Annotated in this window: 15 protein-coding genes and 1 other annotated feature (1 of these 16 cut by a window edge); all 15 genes read right to left on the reverse strand. The window is 47.5% G+C overall.

The features are described 5' to 3' along the window. Positions 1-218: a binding site (T-box leader), on the reverse strand; it reaches 41 nt to the left of the window's first position. Positions 219-306: 88 nt separating this feature from the next. The 15 genes from L0M14_RS10915 to L0M14_RS10985 all read right to left on the reverse strand — a co-directional run bounded on the left by L0M14_RS10915 (position 307) and on the right by L0M14_RS10985 (position 15,216). After that, entirely contained in the window at positions 307-1,521 is a 1,215-nt protein-coding gene (locus L0M14_RS10915) for a hypothetical protein (protein ID WP_235122118.1), read from the reverse strand. Positions 1,522-1,836: 315 nt separating this feature from the next. Beyond that, positions 1,837-3,573, reverse strand: coding sequence for a pectate lyase family protein (locus L0M14_RS10920; protein ID WP_235122119.1), 1,737 nt, complete (start codon positions 3,571-3,573; stop codon positions 1,837-1,839). Between the two features lie 126 nt (positions 3,574-3,699). Further along, positions 3,700-5,034, reverse strand: coding sequence for a (Fe-S)-binding protein (locus tag L0M14_RS10925; RefSeq protein ID WP_235122873.1), 1,335 nt, complete (start codon positions 5,032-5,034; stop codon positions 3,700-3,702). Positions 5,035-5,089: 55 nt separating this feature from the next. Continuing rightward, positions 5,090-6,505: an FAD-linked oxidase C-terminal domain-containing protein gene (locus tag L0M14_RS10930; RefSeq protein ID WP_235122120.1), complete on the reverse strand. Its 1,416-nt coding sequence runs from the start codon at positions 6,503-6,505 to the stop codon at positions 5,090-5,092. Positions 6,506-6,617: 112 nt separating this feature from the next. After that, on the reverse strand, positions 6,618-7,517 hold the full coding sequence (locus L0M14_RS10935; protein ID WP_235122121.1) for a creatininase family protein: 900 nt from the start codon (positions 7,515-7,517) through the stop codon (positions 6,618-6,620). Then, on the reverse strand, positions 7,495-8,481 hold the full coding sequence (locus tag L0M14_RS10940) for an aldo/keto reductase (RefSeq protein WP_235122122.1): 987 nt from the start codon (positions 8,479-8,481) through the stop codon (positions 7,495-7,497). The genes L0M14_RS10935 and L0M14_RS10940 overlap by 23 nt, the downstream gene beginning before the upstream one ends. Continuing rightward, positions 8,481-8,816, reverse strand: coding sequence for a MocE family 2Fe-2S type ferredoxin (locus L0M14_RS10945; protein WP_235122123.1), 336 nt, complete (start codon positions 8,814-8,816; stop codon positions 8,481-8,483). The genes L0M14_RS10940 and L0M14_RS10945 overlap by 1 nt, the downstream gene beginning before the upstream one ends. Before the next feature lie 37 nt (positions 8,817-8,853). Continuing rightward, on the reverse strand, positions 8,854-9,969 hold the full coding sequence (locus L0M14_RS10950) for a fatty acid desaturase family protein (RefSeq protein ID WP_235122124.1): 1,116 nt from the start codon (positions 9,967-9,969) through the stop codon (positions 8,854-8,856). 38 nt (positions 9,970-10,007) lie between these two features. Continuing rightward, positions 10,008-10,175, reverse strand: coding sequence for a hypothetical protein (locus L0M14_RS10955; RefSeq protein ID WP_235122125.1), 168 nt, complete (start codon positions 10,173-10,175; stop codon positions 10,008-10,010). Next, positions 10,142-10,909 carry a sugar phosphate isomerase/epimerase family protein gene (locus tag L0M14_RS10960; protein ID WP_235122126.1) on the reverse strand — a complete coding sequence of 256 codons (768 nt, stop codon included), beginning with the start codon at positions 10,907-10,909 and terminating at the stop codon, positions 10,142-10,144. Before L0M14_RS10960 ends, L0M14_RS10955 begins: the two co-directional genes overlap by 34 nt. Next, on the reverse strand, positions 10,906-12,048 hold the full coding sequence (locus L0M14_RS10965; RefSeq protein WP_235122127.1) for a Gfo/Idh/MocA family protein: 1,143 nt from the start codon (positions 12,046-12,048) through the stop codon (positions 10,906-10,908). The genes L0M14_RS10960 and L0M14_RS10965 overlap by 4 nt, the downstream gene beginning before the upstream one ends. Positions 12,049-12,125: 77 nt before the next feature. Then, the gene (locus L0M14_RS10970; RefSeq protein ID WP_235122128.1) at positions 12,126-13,118 is read right to left on the reverse strand and encodes an aldose 1-epimerase; all 993 of its coding nucleotides are present in this window, start codon (positions 13,116-13,118) and stop codon (positions 12,126-12,128) included. Between the two features lie 292 nt (positions 13,119-13,410). Further along, complete coding sequence (locus L0M14_RS10975; protein ID WP_235122129.1) at positions 13,411-13,770, reverse strand: DUF6463 family protein; 360 nt, start codon at positions 13,768-13,770, stop codon at positions 13,411-13,413. Positions 13,771-13,776: 6 nt separating this feature from the next. Continuing rightward, positions 13,777-14,019 carry a hypothetical protein gene (locus tag L0M14_RS10980; protein ID WP_235122130.1) on the reverse strand — a complete coding sequence of 81 codons (243 nt, stop codon included), beginning with the start codon at positions 14,017-14,019 and terminating at the stop codon, positions 13,777-13,779. Positions 14,020-14,025: 6 nt separating this feature from the next. After that, positions 14,026-15,216, reverse strand: a complete 1,191-nt coding sequence (locus L0M14_RS10985) for an ArsA family ATPase (protein WP_235122131.1) — start codon at positions 15,214-15,216, stop codon at positions 14,026-14,028. Between the last annotated feature and the right edge of the window lie 34 nt (positions 15,217-15,250).

Genomic DNA, 15,250 nt, shown 5'->3' on the forward strand with positions numbered 1-15,250 from the left:
GTAAAGATCATCATTAGATCATCTTACGGCACCTCCTACTACGCACCATCATACGCGTCCTTTGTAACGGCAGGATCCCGGGTTAGCTTAGTTCAACTTCTTCAGCTTTCCTTCTCGGAGAGGATTTTCCGCTAACTCTTGAACATTGGCTTTCAGCACAAGGCCAACTCTCTGGGGAACAAGGGGTTTAACGTACTCTTTCTCGTCAATGAATTTGAATAAGGGTATTCAATTAATTAAGTTTTACAGCAGTTTCAACAAAATGTCAATTCTAACGATACTAAATCGCTTATTGTCTCTATTTCATCAATAATCTCGTGCATGATCGAACCAGCGTTGAGCCATCTCCACTGTTATGGGCTGGCCGATCTTATGGTCGGACTGGCTGAGTTGCCAGACTGCTTCGGCTAGGTCTTCCCTTTCGGTGGTTTCGATGCCTTTTAGGCTATTGAAGCGCACGGTGAAAGAGGTAATAGCTGCCTCGGCATCCGATAAGTTGCGGGCCTTGGCCAAGGTCGCCTGAGCATCGTTGTAAGCTTCGTTTGCCAGCTTGGCCAGACGTTTAGGCCATGCCGAGAAAGGGCGGCCAAATTCAGTCGTCCACCACTCGGGCTTTCGCAATTGGCTCACTGAAGCATGGTCTGTCCAAGGGCGGGTTGTAGCGCGTGTTTTCATTTGCTGCTTAAGGCGCTTACCCGAGATCTCCTCCACATTGTAGGCGATAAATCTGTCAAGCAACGGCCATGCGTTCAAGGGAGGCAAATCCCCCAGATCTGGCATGAAGCGCAGCTCCAGGTTCGTTAACCGGGCTTGATGAGCCAACAAATCCAAATCACAGAAGTTCCCCCTTAAACTCAGTGAGTTCAGGTTTGGGAAGCACTCTAAGCAGCTCAGAGAGATGGGCTGTCCCAACGGCGTATTGTGCAATGCCAAGCTCGTCGCTTGGTGCAATTCACCTAGATCGGGCAGTATGAAAGGAGGATCACTCTTGCGCCGGCTGGTGCGAGGCGCCAGTGACAATGAATACGGCATACAGCCAGTAGCCGAGAAGCGTGATAGATCGCCGGACACGTTTAATCGAATAGGTCTATTCGGAAGCTTCAAGCTCAGATGTCCTCCGGACTGGCTCATATCGATATGAACGCCATGCAAAATGGACTGGCTTGCGTCCGCCACCGTATCCGCAGACAATATCGGAGTCCACGTCATCTCTTCAATAATCCGTTTCCGCGACCACTCCAAGAAGCCCATATCACTTCCTGTATAGTATAGAAATCGCGGCCAGGGCGAGCCCGACGGCGTAGCGAAGGCATCGAATACGGTCCAATCGATGCCTTCGTACGGCTCGACGTGAAGGTCCACTTTTTTTCCCAAGTTTGGCGGTCCGATAGATAGGCTGCCTACACCGGGCTCAATGACAAGAGTGTGGCTGTGTGGTCCCGTAAGGTCGATGGGATAACGACCGGCTTCTCTAACAGAAGCAGGTGGGCGAGCGTGGCTATCATTGGGCACTTCCATCATCCTTTCTTCTACTTATTTAATCTGCGCGATTGCATATTTGCAAGATTACAACTTTGTGAAAGCGCTTATCGAGGAGAGGATCCATGTTACTCAAGTTATACTCCTCCTTGCCGAAGCTATTATTGCGAATCTATTCCTTTATTTCCTTTAAATATCATAATTCTCCAAACAAAAAAAGTCTATCTTTAGAAAAAGATAAACTTTGATGATTGGTATAAGTCGGGCGCTGTTCTCAGAGCCCCTATTGCGAATTCATCGCCGGACAAGTTTCTATATCATTTTTCTCAGGTTATCAAGTTTCATTTCAACTTCACCCTACTTGTCGCCTTCCGAACTCACTTCATCTATGACACCTGACATGTGGTCGTCATGTTCGGCTTCGATCGTCGAAGACGCACCTATATAGTTTGTTTTTAACCAATCAGCAGTGCTAAAATGAACTTTTTTTGATATACCGGCGTACTTGGCTACCGTTGGTACAACCTGGTTTAGCGGAACGGTTTTATACGCATAAGGTAATTCCTCATTGTAATCATAGCTGAAAGTAAAAGGTGAACTTGGCGGGTTCGTCTTGCTCATATTTTCTACTCCAACGATATGCGAAGACCAAGCCCATTTCCCGATTGTTGATTTGTCATACCACGTGATTCCTTTAGTAAACAAGTTATCTCCATTATGATCCCAGCTGCTTCCAATATATGACCCGCTGCTATTCGTTACTTTTGAATTTACAATTAAACTATGGTTGATCGCATCTTTAAATAATTCATTAAAAGGTGCGCTCATATTGCCTATATCGTCACCTTGACGTTCTGCACCTATCAACGGTTCATTAAAAGCATTATAGACATTGGTATCTGCTGCTATCGATGCACCATTCCTTGCATTCACTCCACGTGATAATGTATCACCGCCATATTTTGAGATGGCGTTTACACGATCCATGACGCTCTGATGCGTTGAATTATCAAAGAAATTATTAAAAATATGGCCCGTTCCTTGACGAATCATTGGCAAACGTTGCCCAACATTCGTATATCGATTGTACGCCATGGTCAGTCTGAGTCTCTGGTTTCCATCTTTGATCTCGACTCCAGTAGGACTAATATAGTTCGTGTAATCCTTATCGCCGGAGCCTACCAAATGCACTTTAGAGTGATAGGCTGCATACGCCATAATCTGATTTTTGGTAGCGCCTTCATTACGCATTTTATAGTAAACACTGGTTGCTGGGTCTAGATCGCCTGCTGAATATTTTTGCTCCATATACTCGATTGACTGATAAATAGAACTGCTCTCATCCGGATCTTCCGATGCTTCTAATCCGAACTCATTCCAAGAAAACGTTACATTGGATGCACCATTTTCCATGTCAATCATGCCATCTGCCGCTATAGAAAACTTACAGTGGTCGATCCATACATTATTAGCGCCATTCACCTTGATAAATGACCAACCTACCTCTTTGTGCTTACCGGAATCGTCCCACTGCCACATTTCATCAAAATTGAGATTTCTTATCACAATATCGTTAGAAGTACCCTGCAGTTTTATTTCCGCATGTTTAATGCTCTTGCCTGATGTAGAGAAAATAGTTAACCCATCAACATTCGATATGCTTAATTTAGATACTCCGGAAGCGATTAAGAGCGGATTCGTGAATCCTTTCTGTGGTTTGGGATAATTCGCAACAAAACTATACTTGGATCTTTCAGTTGAATCTAAAGCCAATTCAGTCCATCCTAAGTTAATATCATCCGCTACTTCAATCACTTTTACAGTACCATTACTCGCATCCAAAATTGCCTGCAAAAACTCTCTTCCATTACTAACTGTACGATAGTAGGAGGTTCCTATATAACTGCTTCTATCATTTACTCCTAAAGAGGCATAGCCAGTAACGGATAAAAAGCTAGAATCGAAGCGCTTTTCAACCTTAGTCGTATGAGGTATTGAAGTTATCACTGCTGCCTCCGCGTTACTGCTCGCAACCATATAAGACGAAGTTACCAATAGACTTCCCATTACCAAACTGCTTACTAGTTTTTTCATATATGAATATCCCTCCTTCAAATAATCTTTCTCCCATTTGGGAAAAAGCTAATAATTATTGGGAGTATAGCATGGCATATGAAGTGAATCTATGGGGGGAAGCGCTCATTTCGTGCGTCGATCAGGTCATGTTGTGCCATCTGATGGTTGGGGAGTTTCGACAATTCGTTCATATAAGAAATCCACAACATGCTTAGCTTCCATCTGCTCGCTCACACCGCTTCTATGAATCCCGAGTTTCATCTGCAACAAGCAACCGGGATTACTCGAAAGCAGATATTTAGCCCCAGTCCGGTTGGCATGTTCCATCTTATGCTCCAACAGTTGCCCGGACATTTGAGGCTGCGTCACGTTGTAAATGCCCGCCGATCCGCAGCAACGGTCGGATTCCTTCATCTCGATAAATCTTACATTGGCTACTTGTCTCATCAACTGCCTTGGTGCGCTCGAACTCTTCATAACGTTGCGCAGGTGACATGAATCTTGATACGTTATCGTTAAAGGCTCGGATGAATCTGTGTTTGCTTGTGCAAACTCAGGTATTCTTCCATGCTCAAGCACTAATAGGCTGACATCGATTACCCTGGAGGCAAACCACTTAGCCAGCTCGTGATATTCCGGATCTTCACGCAGCAAATGATCGTATTCAACGAGCAGTGCGCCGCATCCGCCTGCGTTGGAGACGATATATTCAACTCCCGCCTCCTTAAAAACTTTAAGATTCGTGCGAGCTAACTGTTTTGCAAGCTCCATCTCCCCGCTGTGAGCGTGAAGGGCACCGCAGCAGGCTTGCTCATTCGGGATTACCACCTCAAAACCGGCTTCCGATAATAACTTCACCGTATTGACATTGGTCTCTGAAAACAACACATCCATGATGCAGCCTCGAAAAAAAGCCACGCGGGCGATCGTCTCTCCTTTGGCAGGATAAAAGGTGCCGAGCCGCTCGACCACCCCTCGGGCCGTCGCTTCCGGCAAAATCCGCTCCATCTCGCTGAGATGCTGTGGAAACAGCCGCATGACGCCGCTCCCTCTAACTACCTTGCGTAATCCGGATTTTTGATAAAAGAATAACGATCTTCCAAGCCATTTCAATCGCTTGCGATGCGGGAAAATGCCTTGAAAGACAAGCTTGCGAATACCGTTTACGGAAACGCTGTGATTGGCGTGGTCCTCGATGGCGTCTCGGGCTTGCTCAATCAATTGCCCGTATTTCACATCCGCTGGGCAGACCGGCTCACATGCTCTGCAGCCCAGACAGTGATTCATTTGCTTCTGGAACGCCAGATCCGGATCCATGATCCCGTCTGCAACAGCTTTCATCAGCGCGATTCTACCCCGCGGAGATTCCGGCTCCACACCGGTTTCCCTGTACGTGGGACAAGCTGGCAGGCAAAATCCGCACCGCATGCAGTTCGTTAGCTGGTCATAATCAAGCTTGAGATGCAGCGACTTAGCCATCGGATTACTGTGCTCTATGACTGGCTTCAACTGAATTTGTACGTTGGCATCCCTGTTAGGCACGATTTAACACCACTCTTTTCCTCGATTCATTAGCAAACATCTTTCCCGGATTTAGCAGGTTGTGAGGATCGAAAGCTTGTTTAATCCCGCGCATAATTTCGATCCCCGTCTTACCGATTTTCCATTCAAGATACGGTGCTTTGACCATGCCAACACCATGCTCTCCAGTGATGGTCCCGCCTAGTTCAATCGCCGCTTCGAAAATCTCTTCAAACGCCAACTCTACGCGATGAATTTCATCCGCATCCCGTGCATCTGTTGTTGCTGTAGGGTGAAGATTGCCATCGCCCGCGTGTCCAAAAGTAGCGATGGTGACATTATATTTTTGAGCAATCTCGTTGATTCGCAGCACCATTTCAGCTATTTGGGAACGCGGAACGGTGGCATCCTCCAGTATAGTGGTCGGACGAAGCCGCGCGAGTGCTGTGAAAGCGCTTCTCCGTGCTGTTAGCAGCTTCTCCGCATGCTCCTGATTTTTCGCCACTTCAATCTGATCCGCCTTCTCCGACTCACAAATCTCCCGAATACGTTCAATGTCACGTTCAACAGCTTCGGGATCACCGTCTTGCTCGATCAACAGGATGGCATCCATATCCCGCTTTAGGCCTAACTTGGCGTAATCGTCCACGACCCGAATGGTCGGATTATCCATGAATTCCAAAGTCGCTGGAATCATTTTCGCTTCAATAATTCGGGACACGGTTCTAGCTGCTCCGTACAGATCCTTATACATGGCGATCATCGTCTTTTTGCTCTTAGGCGGCGGTACCAGCTTTAATGTGGCCTCCGTGATGACGGCAAGCGTGCCTTCGGAGCCTACCAAGAGCTTGGTTAGATCGTATCCGGCTACATCTTTCATCAGCTTTCCGCCCGTCCGGATGATCTCGCCACTGGCTAACACCGCCTCTAGACCTATGACATAATCCTTGGTCGTTCCGTATTTTAAGCCCCGCAGTCCACCTGAACACTCAGCGATGTTGCCGCCAATCGTCGAAATCCTCATACTGCTTGGATCAGGCGGATAGAACAATCCTAGCGACTCAATGTGGGTAATAAAATCCCCTGTAAGAATTCCCGGTTGTACGGTTGCTGTTAAATTTTGTAAATCGATGTCTAGAATTCGGTTCATTCGATGCATGACCATCACGACCCCACCGTGTACAGGAACCGTGCCTCCGCTCAGATTGGTGCCTGAACCTCGGGTAACAACCGGTACCCGGTGTTCCGCAAGATGTTTGATAATTTCCGCGACCTGTTGCGTGTTATCCGGATAAATCACTCCGTCCGGCAAGCTTTGGAGCATGGGAGTTCCGTCATAAGAGTGAGCGACCAATGCCTCCCTATCATCGCGATAATAGTTCTCACCGACAATTTGACGAAGCTTTTGGCTTAGTGCTTGATCCAACATAAATAGGTTCTCTCCCTTGATATTTTCATCAGGTCAATCGCTGTCTTAGGTCCGAATCATGAAAATAAAGACTCAAAAAACCCGCGAACGGGTCGCGGATCATAGAAAACGGTCACGCCTTATAATGTTCATATGGCTTCCACTGCGAATTCGGAGATACTTCCTGTTGCTTTTGCCAAGGATTAGCCGTAACCCAAGTAGCAGAACTTTGTATAAATTCACTCCAAATGGTCTCGATCATGGAATATGAGATTTTAGGAAGTGCTTTAGAAACGGTCTCTTCATCTATTTGACTAACTACTGTACATAATTGAGATAAACAAGCATCCATAATTTGTTTGCCCCATTCGGGACTCGCCTCATCCGCATCGCTCCCCAAAGCTAAACGTCCGCCAGATAAGGGTACCTCTTCAAGTATTCTAGCGTTCATATCCACTAAATCGGGGCGAATATACATAAGCTGAGAAAGTTCGTATTTTCCGGCATGGTCCCCCATGTAGATCCCTTCAACTAACTCTGGATCACTTTTCACCCATACCCTGATCGGGATGTAGGTCATAAACAAGTTAGCAAGCCTTCGTAAATCTTCCTGATTTCCTCCGCTATGTCCTGTAATCACGACAACCATTTTGAAACCTGCATTAACAAATGCTCTTAGTTGATATAGGAAAAAGTATAGCAAAACGGCGGGCGGAACAGAGGTCATATGAGGATTCTCTTCACCAACCGTTTCTTCTAACCACCGGGCATGATATCCCGATTCATGGATGTGGTACCCCAAGGAAGGAGCAACGATGCCTCCAACTATTCGGGCGGTTTGCTGGCAGAGCCATTCCGCTTTAATGGTATCTAATCCAAATGCGCTTACTTGCCCATGCGGTTCACATAGACCGAGAGGTACATAGACAACAGGACATTTCGCTAGTCTTTTTTTGAATTCGTAGGGCAATAATTCCGACCAGAGTGTTTTTTCAGAAGCATCCGCCGAGTTACCACCAGTATTTGGATTCATAAAAGTTTCTCACCCACCTGTGATGGCGCCGAATATGCTCGAACACTTCATCCGGCAAAGGCGTACTGTCGACAGCGGCAATATTCTCGTTCGCATAATGAGGAATATGCATCGAAGAGATTGCAGTGGTGACTCCCGGGTGATGCAAGACAAATTTAATAGCAAGCTCTGCTAGGCTGCCGGCGTATTGCGGTATACATTCATCCCTCAGGCGTTGAACTCGGTCCATATACACCTTACGGGGCATATAATCAAAATATGATTTTCTAAAGTCATCTTCTTCAAACGATGTATCTTCCTTCAGAAAGCCCGTTAACCCGCCTTCATCCAAAATACAACGCGCGATTACCGCTACATGGTTCGCTTGGCAAAAAGGTATGAGGCAATCCAACGCCAAAGGATCAAATATATTAAAAACGGTCTGAATGGCGTCAATTTGACCGCTTTGAATGATAGGCAATGCGATATCGTGACGTTGATCCGGCAGCGAAATGCCAATTGCGCGGATTTTACCCTCCTGCTTTAACTCTAGCAGCTCATCCATCCAATAAGCGCTTTGATCCCACTGGGGCCAATACTGATGGAGCTGCATCAAATCAATCGTCTCTACCCCTAATTGTTGAAGTGAAATTTCCGTACTCTCTCTCAACCAGCCTTTGGGATAAGCTGTTTCCACAGGAATAGGCATGCCCCAACCTACATTACCTGGACCTTTGGATTGAACTTTGGAAGCAATGAACGGTACTTCTCCTTTCCATTCGCGTAAGGCAAGACCAACAATCCGCTCGGAATCCCCATAATTTCGAGCAGTATCAATAAAGTTTACGCCTTGTTCCAGGCTATGTACGACGGAATGAACCAATTCCTTTTCAGCATACTGCCCAAATACCCCTTGCAATCCCATGGCTCCAAATCCTAATCGCGACACTTGCTTGCCGGATCGCCCAAACTCGTTATATTTCATTACGTTTGACTCCCTTCTTCAATTTGGATAAACACTTTCCCTTCTTCTACCTTGACGGGGTATGTTTGTAAAGCTTCACATGCGGGTCGACGTTTGGCTGCACCGGTAGGAATGTTGAATCGGCCGTTGTGCTTCGGGCACTCAATGATGTTCCCCATGACCAAGCCTGTTGCCAAATGAACTCGTTCGTGTGTACAGAATCCGTCTGTAGCGTAGTACATATTGTCTTCGGTCCGATAGATAGCAAATGTCCGATCTTCAAAATCAAACCGAATAACATCTTCCACATCAATTTCCTCAGCAGCGCATGCTTCGATCCACGATTTCGCAGTCATCCTTCTTCTCTCCATTAGCTCGTATTTTGATTACCGTTTAACTTACTGCTGTGTCACTCGTGCTTGCTGCTGCATGGACCTCAGCTTCCTGGTTGATCCCGAAGAAGTAAGGGCGCGCAGTGTCCGGCAAGGGACGTTCAACCACATAGGCAGGGTTTTCCTTTTGCTTGATTAGCGCCGTAATCACTTCTTTCAGAGCAGCGGCAAGGCTGGGACTTGCAGCCGGACAGTCGTGCTTCATCTCCTGATGAAGCTGGGGCAGTGCATGATAGGGAACCATCGGAAACATATGATGCTCGGTATGATAGTTCATGTTCCAGTACAGGAATCTGAATATCGGATTCATATAGACGGTACGTGTGTTCAGCCGATGATCGAGTACATCCTCATGAAGCCCCAGATGCTGAGTGATGCCAAAGAGAATAACAACGATACCTCCATAGAAGGAAGGTAAAAAGATGTACATAGCAGGCAGAATGCTTTGTGAATACATACAAGCTGCAAGGACGCCAAGTAAAATCAATGCGTAAATGCGAGCCTCCCAAAACGTTTTTTGCCGTTCGGATGCGGGAATGTATTCTTGTTCCTGTTGATCCAGCCTGCCTAACACATGCAAAATAATTCGTTTGATTTCTACAGGACCGCCATATAAATGAAAAATTTGCATGAGGATAATTTTCCACACCGGAGGCCGCTCCGTAATGATTTCCGGGTCACGGCCGACAATGATCGTATCCGTATGGTGGCGGGCGTGACTCCATCTCCAAGGCGTAGCCGACCGCAAAACCATGAAGGATGCGATTTGATAGACGACTTCGTTCATCCAAGGGGTTTTAAACGCCGTTCCATGACCGCACTCATGCCACCTGGAATCGCCCGGTGTCGCGTACAGAATGCCATAGGCCAGGAAAGCGGGCAGCGCCCACCATGTTCCCCAGGTCTGATAAGCGATAATGCCCAGAATGATAAGCGAACCGAACCAAATCATGGTGTCCCTGATGGCGGGGCCGTTTCTTCGCTTCATAAGTTCTTTCATGCGTTGACGAGGAATTGGACTCGTATACCATTCTGCGGCAGCAAGTCCTCTTTCTTGCGCGCGCTTATTTTCGGGTCCGGTTATGCTGTAGTCTCTTTTGAGTCTGCTTGAAGCCATGCTTGATTCCTCCTTTGCCGGTTATACGTTTCGGCTAATTAACAGCCGTTGTTCTTTAATTTGTCATCCAGGAATTTTTTCGCACGTGGAATGTCGGTTTCATCCAAATGCTCTATAATAATCGGAATGTTCGGATGAAGCTTGGAAAGCCTTTGCAGATACAAGTCATAATTCAGAATACCCAGACCTGGAGCTGGAAGCTCCACCGCCCCGGCCCCCGGAACGTATGTGATTCCACTGCGTCAATGGCGGCGTGCTTTTCGGAAGTATCTTCAGCGGGCTTGCAATCTTTGGCATGAGCAATCTTGATTTTGTCGCCAAGGGTATTGAAAATGAGGTGGAGCTCTTCATCAACATGATGAATATTGCTTTCTGTAAAATAGTTGGTCGGATCCATCAGCAGTCCGAGACCCGGATGATTCACATCGGCAAACAAGCGGGACAGCTGTTGTGCCGATCCGATGACATTGTTCACATAGTTCTCCACCAGGAAGACGGAACCGTGATCATAAGCGAACTTGGCCAGATCCTCCAGCTGCTTGCAAACCTCCTCATACGCTTCCTCCGTACCATTTTTCTCATCCCACACCCAGTCGCTTTCTGTGTTGTAGGTGCCTGTTTCGCTGATGACATAGGGAGTGCCCAAATCGCGGGCGAACTTGAGCAGCGTTTTCAACCCGAAAAGATTCTGCTCCCGTTTCTTAAGGTCTGGATGAATTATATTGGTGTAGCCGGAAATACAAACGATTGGCAAATTCGCATCCCTGAAGGCATTGCGGATCGTGTGACACTTCTCCCGGTTGAGGGACTCGAACGATAGGTCCATGTCCTTGAAGGACAAGTCCAACTGAACGGAGGTAAAGCCGTCCTTTTGAATTCTCGAAATCGTCTCTGCCAGTGAATACGGATAATAGCCATTGAAAATACCTACAGAAATCATAGTGAATTGCCTCCTTCATAGGTGTAAGATTGATATTGGCTTTCGATCTCCGCAACGGTAACTGTACGCTGCTCTGCAATGGACTTATAACATGCGTCAACCAGAGCAATTGATTTCAGGTTATCCCGGCCGCTGATTTCGGGTTCGCTGTTCGTTTCCACTGCTCGTAGCAGCTGCGCCATCGTCCCTTGAAAAGCATCCGGAAACCAGACTCCGTCCCACTTGGGCCGGTACCATTGATTCGGCGATTGCTTGGTGGTGAACTCAAGTGTGCTTGGCGATCGGTCGGGATACGATGGCCACCCGATCGATCCTTGAGCGATGCCATCCAGTCCCTCTACCCTCCATTTGATGTACAGATCCTTCTCTGTGCCTTCGCCCGGCCATGCCCACACATCATCCAAGCTGGTCGCCAGCAGCTCATTGCCATATTGAAGCGTATATTGAGAAATTCCATCCACATGCGGAAATGCCGTCCGGGGGTCTCTGCGCGCAACAGCGGTGACTTTCTCCGGATCTCCGAATAGAAAACGGAATATGTCGATATGATGAATACCCATATTAAGGATTTCAAGGTGTTCATATTTATGTAGAAACTCTTGCCAGTGAGGTATGGCCCGCATTTCAATCGTCGCGAGGACGGGTTCGCCGAGATATCCCCTCTCCAGTATGATTTTCAAAGCTCGCATCGACTGGTCATAACGCATATTCGAGTTGACGGCGATTTTGATACCAGCTCTTTCACAGAGTTCAACAATTTCCCGGGCTTCTTGAGCATTCATGGCCAGTGGTTTTTGGCATAGAATCCCTTTGATATGCTTCTGCTTCACCGCTTGCCGAACAACCTCCAACTGCCGGTCCGGAGGGATAGCGATATCAAGAATCTCGATCTGCGGATCCTTGATCAACTCTTCCCAGGTTGCATATACATGGGGGATTTGCCTCAGTTCGGCAACGGCTTTAGCATTTTCATAAGTTCTTGAGCTAATGGCGTAAGGGTTGAATCCTGCGTCCCGATAAGCTGCGAGATGGCAGTCACGCATGATGAATCCTGAGCCGATACACCCTATCCGATAATCCTTACGCTTTGGCATTTCCGGTTCGATAGGCAAATTTCCATCCACATCCATTGTTCCCATTTGATCTGCCTCCTTTTGGTCTTAAAAAGTTGGTTTTCGTCATTGAAGCGCTTTCTTTCTTTAGGAAAGAACATTCCTCATAGGAAGGAATCCACCCATAAGCAGGTACGAAAACTGACCTCTTCACGTGAGCGGATTCCCCTGACACCTGTAAGCTCATGTTCATAAGGCAGATTGAACGCATCCGTAACCGCTGTGTAAGGCTCTAGCGAAAACGCCGAGGCCCAATCCGGGCGGAACAATACCATAAAAGGAAATTGACGGTCGATTTGATAAGCAATCGAATACCCGCGATCCTTCATCTCAAGACGGCATACCCGGTTCCCATCCTCTTCTTCCAAGGACAATAGAGAACAACCTAGCTGAGGATAGCTTGAAATTGCGACCCCTTCTTTTAAGGAACGGCTAAACGGTGTAATACTCGGCCTGCCTGTCACAAAAGCTTCGTTCGTCACCGGCCATTCCTCCATCGCTGGAACCGTAAGCATAAGCTCCTCTCCGCCATCAAAAGGAATTGAAAAATAAGGATGCAGCCCAAAAGCGAAAGGCGCTTCGTCCTCCCCTTCGTTCACAATGGTTCCGTTCAAATGTAAACGCCCCTCAAAGAGACGGTATGTAAAGGTAAACGTAATGGAATGAGGGAAATAAGCCATGATATCCGAATGCAGCTCATAACGGAATCGGCTGACCACATAAGCTCCGAGTTCTTCTGTTGCCCCATATTCAAGAACTTCCCATGCTCTGGAGCAAATTTCGCCATGCAAATGGTTAGAGGGCGGTTCGTTTAGAGGAAAACAATAGGTTCGTCCGCGAAATATAAACCGCCCATTCTTCACACGATTGGGTGGAAATAAGATGGGAGTGCCGTATTTAAAATTGGCAAATGGTTCATTTCGTAACATTTTCAAACTAACCGGCTGCAAAATGACTTCATGCCCGCCGCTTTCGAAGCGATACAGATTGTTCCCGGCTTCCGGTATGACTTCGGCAGTAGCATCATGATGTGCGTCGTTTAAAACAATAACGGAATATCCTTCTTTCATGATTGATTGGGCCGTATATCGACTCATGATGCATCCCCTTTTCCCATGCTCAACTTGAAGCTGATCCATTAGAATTGCCGAGTAAAGATGCTCGGCTCTCCATGCACTCCGAGGTTAGTTCCATCATAGCATGGCATTTTTTGGAATTATATAGGTGTATTCGATCTAAGATAGTTACCATCTGGCAGGGGATATCGATGCTTTACCTTCGAGTAAATTCGAGGAAATATGCGTCAAAACGAATAGGGACTGCTTGGCAAAAAGAAAAAGCCCACTCAAGGGGCTTTATTAACTCAAACGGGTTATAAGTTGATCCACATCACTTCAGCAGAAGAATCAAAGCCTGCGGTAACCCCAGCCAGAAACCGGATACTGGCATCACGATTACCCCAATCAGGCATATCGCGAGCAGCATCCATCCGAAAATGGAAGGAGCCGGGATTCCAGCCTTTTTCATGATCCAGTCCGCCAAATAGCCGAGGACGATCAGCACAAAGCCGAACATGATGAACCAAAACGCGGTTCCGCGTTCCCACTCCCCATGCCTCACGGTGTTCCATAATCCTTCGGAGATCATCGGAAGAAGCTGCTTGAAAAATAAGATCAGCCCGACGATTGTATGAAGGAACCCTGTTAGCATCAGCGTCAGACCCATTTGCCGTTTGATTCCATTCACCATATAGGTTCACTCCTGAATGTTGATTTTGCGTGAAGCTGGAGATGAAGCCGATTCCGACTCCGACTCGGTTTCCCCACCTTCCAGCGATTCGATAACACTATCGACTACTGCACGGGAGGCGAGCAGCCATTCCTTGACAGCGTTCCTGAGATGCTGCTCAGGTTTGTGCCGCTCTAGGCTCCCGAGCAGTCTTTCTACGTGATCCAAATGACCCAGTAATCGTTCCCTGCCTCTACTTGCGCTTCCCATAGAACCTCACTCCTTTCCTTGTGCGGCTGAATCCCTGGTGCTGAAGCGGATGATCAGCCGTTCATCTGCAAATTTAGCACCAATGATTTGACGGCCTAGCAGCGGCCTAGGCAAAATCACTTTGCGTTTATACGCGCCTGCGGCAATCGTCAATTCATCTCCGGTTTGGGTCAAATCCAGGTCCGCCTTGTCGACAAAAGGGATCGTCAACTCGAGAAGCATTTCCCCTTTTTCCTCTCGAATCAGTTCTGTTCTTCCACGATAGAAGATGTCCGAAGGATCGCGGTCCGCGAAGATAAGGTGAGCGAGTTTGGAGAGGACAGACGGCCCGATCACCTCCTCTTGCAGCATTGGGGCTTTTAAGATGGGGAGCGGTTGGAAGTTCATTCTGATTTCGTCCTCATATTTCCTCTGTAGCTCCATCCAATGAGCGAAGAATCCTTCTCCCGCTTCGTCGGGCAGCACCCGGTTGACGATCACGGCATCGGTGTTGAAGCCGAATAAATTTAAATAGGTGAAAGCGCGTTTTGCTTCGGACAGCACCATTTTCTCTGGGTTCAATACGAGTCTCACTGAAGCTTTCTCTGGATCAAGCACAATTCGCTGCAGATCTTCCAGGCTGCGTACAAAAGTCTCAATGCTGTCCAATACGTCATCTGACGGAAGTTCAAGCTTATTGACGACTCTGGCTACCGGACGTACGAGTTTGATTAACCTGCGCTCGTGCGGGAATATTTTCTCCAGCCACCAATTCAGAACATTGGGATAGCTGAGCAGACGCAGCGTCTCACCGGTTGGAGCGCAATCCACGACAAGTACGTCGTACTGGCCGCTTAGTGCGTGTTTCCGGATTTGCAGCAGGTTGAACAATTCCTCCATGCCGGGGAAAACTAACATTTCTTCAGTCGTTACATCCTTCAGCTGTGCTTTATCCAGAAGTTTGGTCAGCCAGCCTTGGACGGCGCCCCAATTGTTTTCCGTTTCTCGGAGGCTGCTTACTTCCTGCGCCCATAAATTTGGGCTGATTAACACCGGATCCGGACCGATCGGCACATTTAGAGAATCCGCTAGGCTGTGCGCTGCGTCAGTACTGAGAATGAGCGTCCGTTTATTTTGACCGGCCAGATTCACCGCTGTCGCAGCGGCAATGCTGGTCTTACCTACCCCGCCTTTGCCTGTATAGAAAATAATCCTCATGCTCCCACCCTCTCCATTTAGTACGATTTCGTAG

Source organism: Paenibacillus hexagrammi (assembly GCF_021513275.1).
GTDB lineage: Bacteria > Bacillota > Bacilli > Paenibacillales > NBRC-103111 > Paenibacillus_E > Paenibacillus_E hexagrammi.

What these genes read in the sequence shown, in the direction of transcription:
- L0M14_RS10915 (WP_235122118.1), bottom strand. Translation starts at nt 1,521, where the DNA reads ATGATGGAAGTGCCCAATGATAGCCACGCTCGCCCACCTGCTTCTGTT.
- L0M14_RS10920 (WP_235122119.1), bottom strand. Translation starts at nt 3,573, where the DNA reads ATGAAAAAACTAGTAAGCAGTTTGGTAATGGGAAGTCTATTGGTAACT.
- L0M14_RS10925 (WP_235122873.1), bottom strand. Translation starts at nt 5,034, where the DNA reads ATGGCTAAGTCGCTGCATCTCAAGCTTGATTATGACCAGCTAACGAAC.
- L0M14_RS10930 (WP_235122120.1), bottom strand. Translation starts at nt 6,505, where the DNA reads ATGTTGGATCAAGCACTAAGCCAAAAGCTTCGTCAAATTGTCGGTGAG.
- L0M14_RS10935 (WP_235122121.1), bottom strand. Translation starts at nt 7,517, where the DNA reads ATGAATCCAAATACTGGTGGTAACTCGGCGGATGCTTCTGAAAAAACA.
- L0M14_RS10940 (WP_235122122.1), bottom strand. Translation starts at nt 8,481, where the DNA reads ATGAAATATAACGAGTTTGGGCGATCCGGCAAGCAAGTGTCGCGATTA.
- L0M14_RS10945 (WP_235122123.1), bottom strand. Translation starts at nt 8,816, where the DNA reads ATGACTGCGAAATCGTGGATCGAAGCATGCGCTGCTGAGGAAATTGAT.
- L0M14_RS10950 (WP_235122124.1), bottom strand. Translation starts at nt 9,969, where the DNA reads ATGGCTTCAAGCAGACTCAAAAGAGACTACAGCATAACCGGACCCGAA.
- L0M14_RS10960 (WP_235122126.1), bottom strand. Translation starts at nt 10,909, where the DNA reads ATGATTTCTGTAGGTATTTTCAATGGCTATTATCCGTATTCACTGGCA.
- L0M14_RS10965 (WP_235122127.1), bottom strand. Translation starts at nt 12,048, where the DNA reads ATGGGAACAATGGATGTGGATGGAAATTTGCCTATCGAACCGGAAATG.
- L0M14_RS10970 (WP_235122128.1), bottom strand. Translation starts at nt 13,118, where the DNA reads ATGAGTCGATATACGGCCCAATCAATCATGAAAGAAGGATATTCCGTT.
- L0M14_RS10975 (WP_235122129.1), bottom strand. Translation starts at nt 13,770, where the DNA reads ATGGTGAATGGAATCAAACGGCAAATGGGTCTGACGCTGATGCTAACA.
- L0M14_RS10980 (WP_235122130.1), bottom strand. Translation starts at nt 14,019, where the DNA reads ATGGGAAGCGCAAGTAGAGGCAGGGAACGATTACTGGGTCATTTGGAT.
- L0M14_RS10985 (WP_235122131.1), bottom strand. Translation starts at nt 15,216, where the DNA reads ATGAGGATTATTTTCTATACAGGCAAAGGCGGGGTAGGTAAGACCAGC.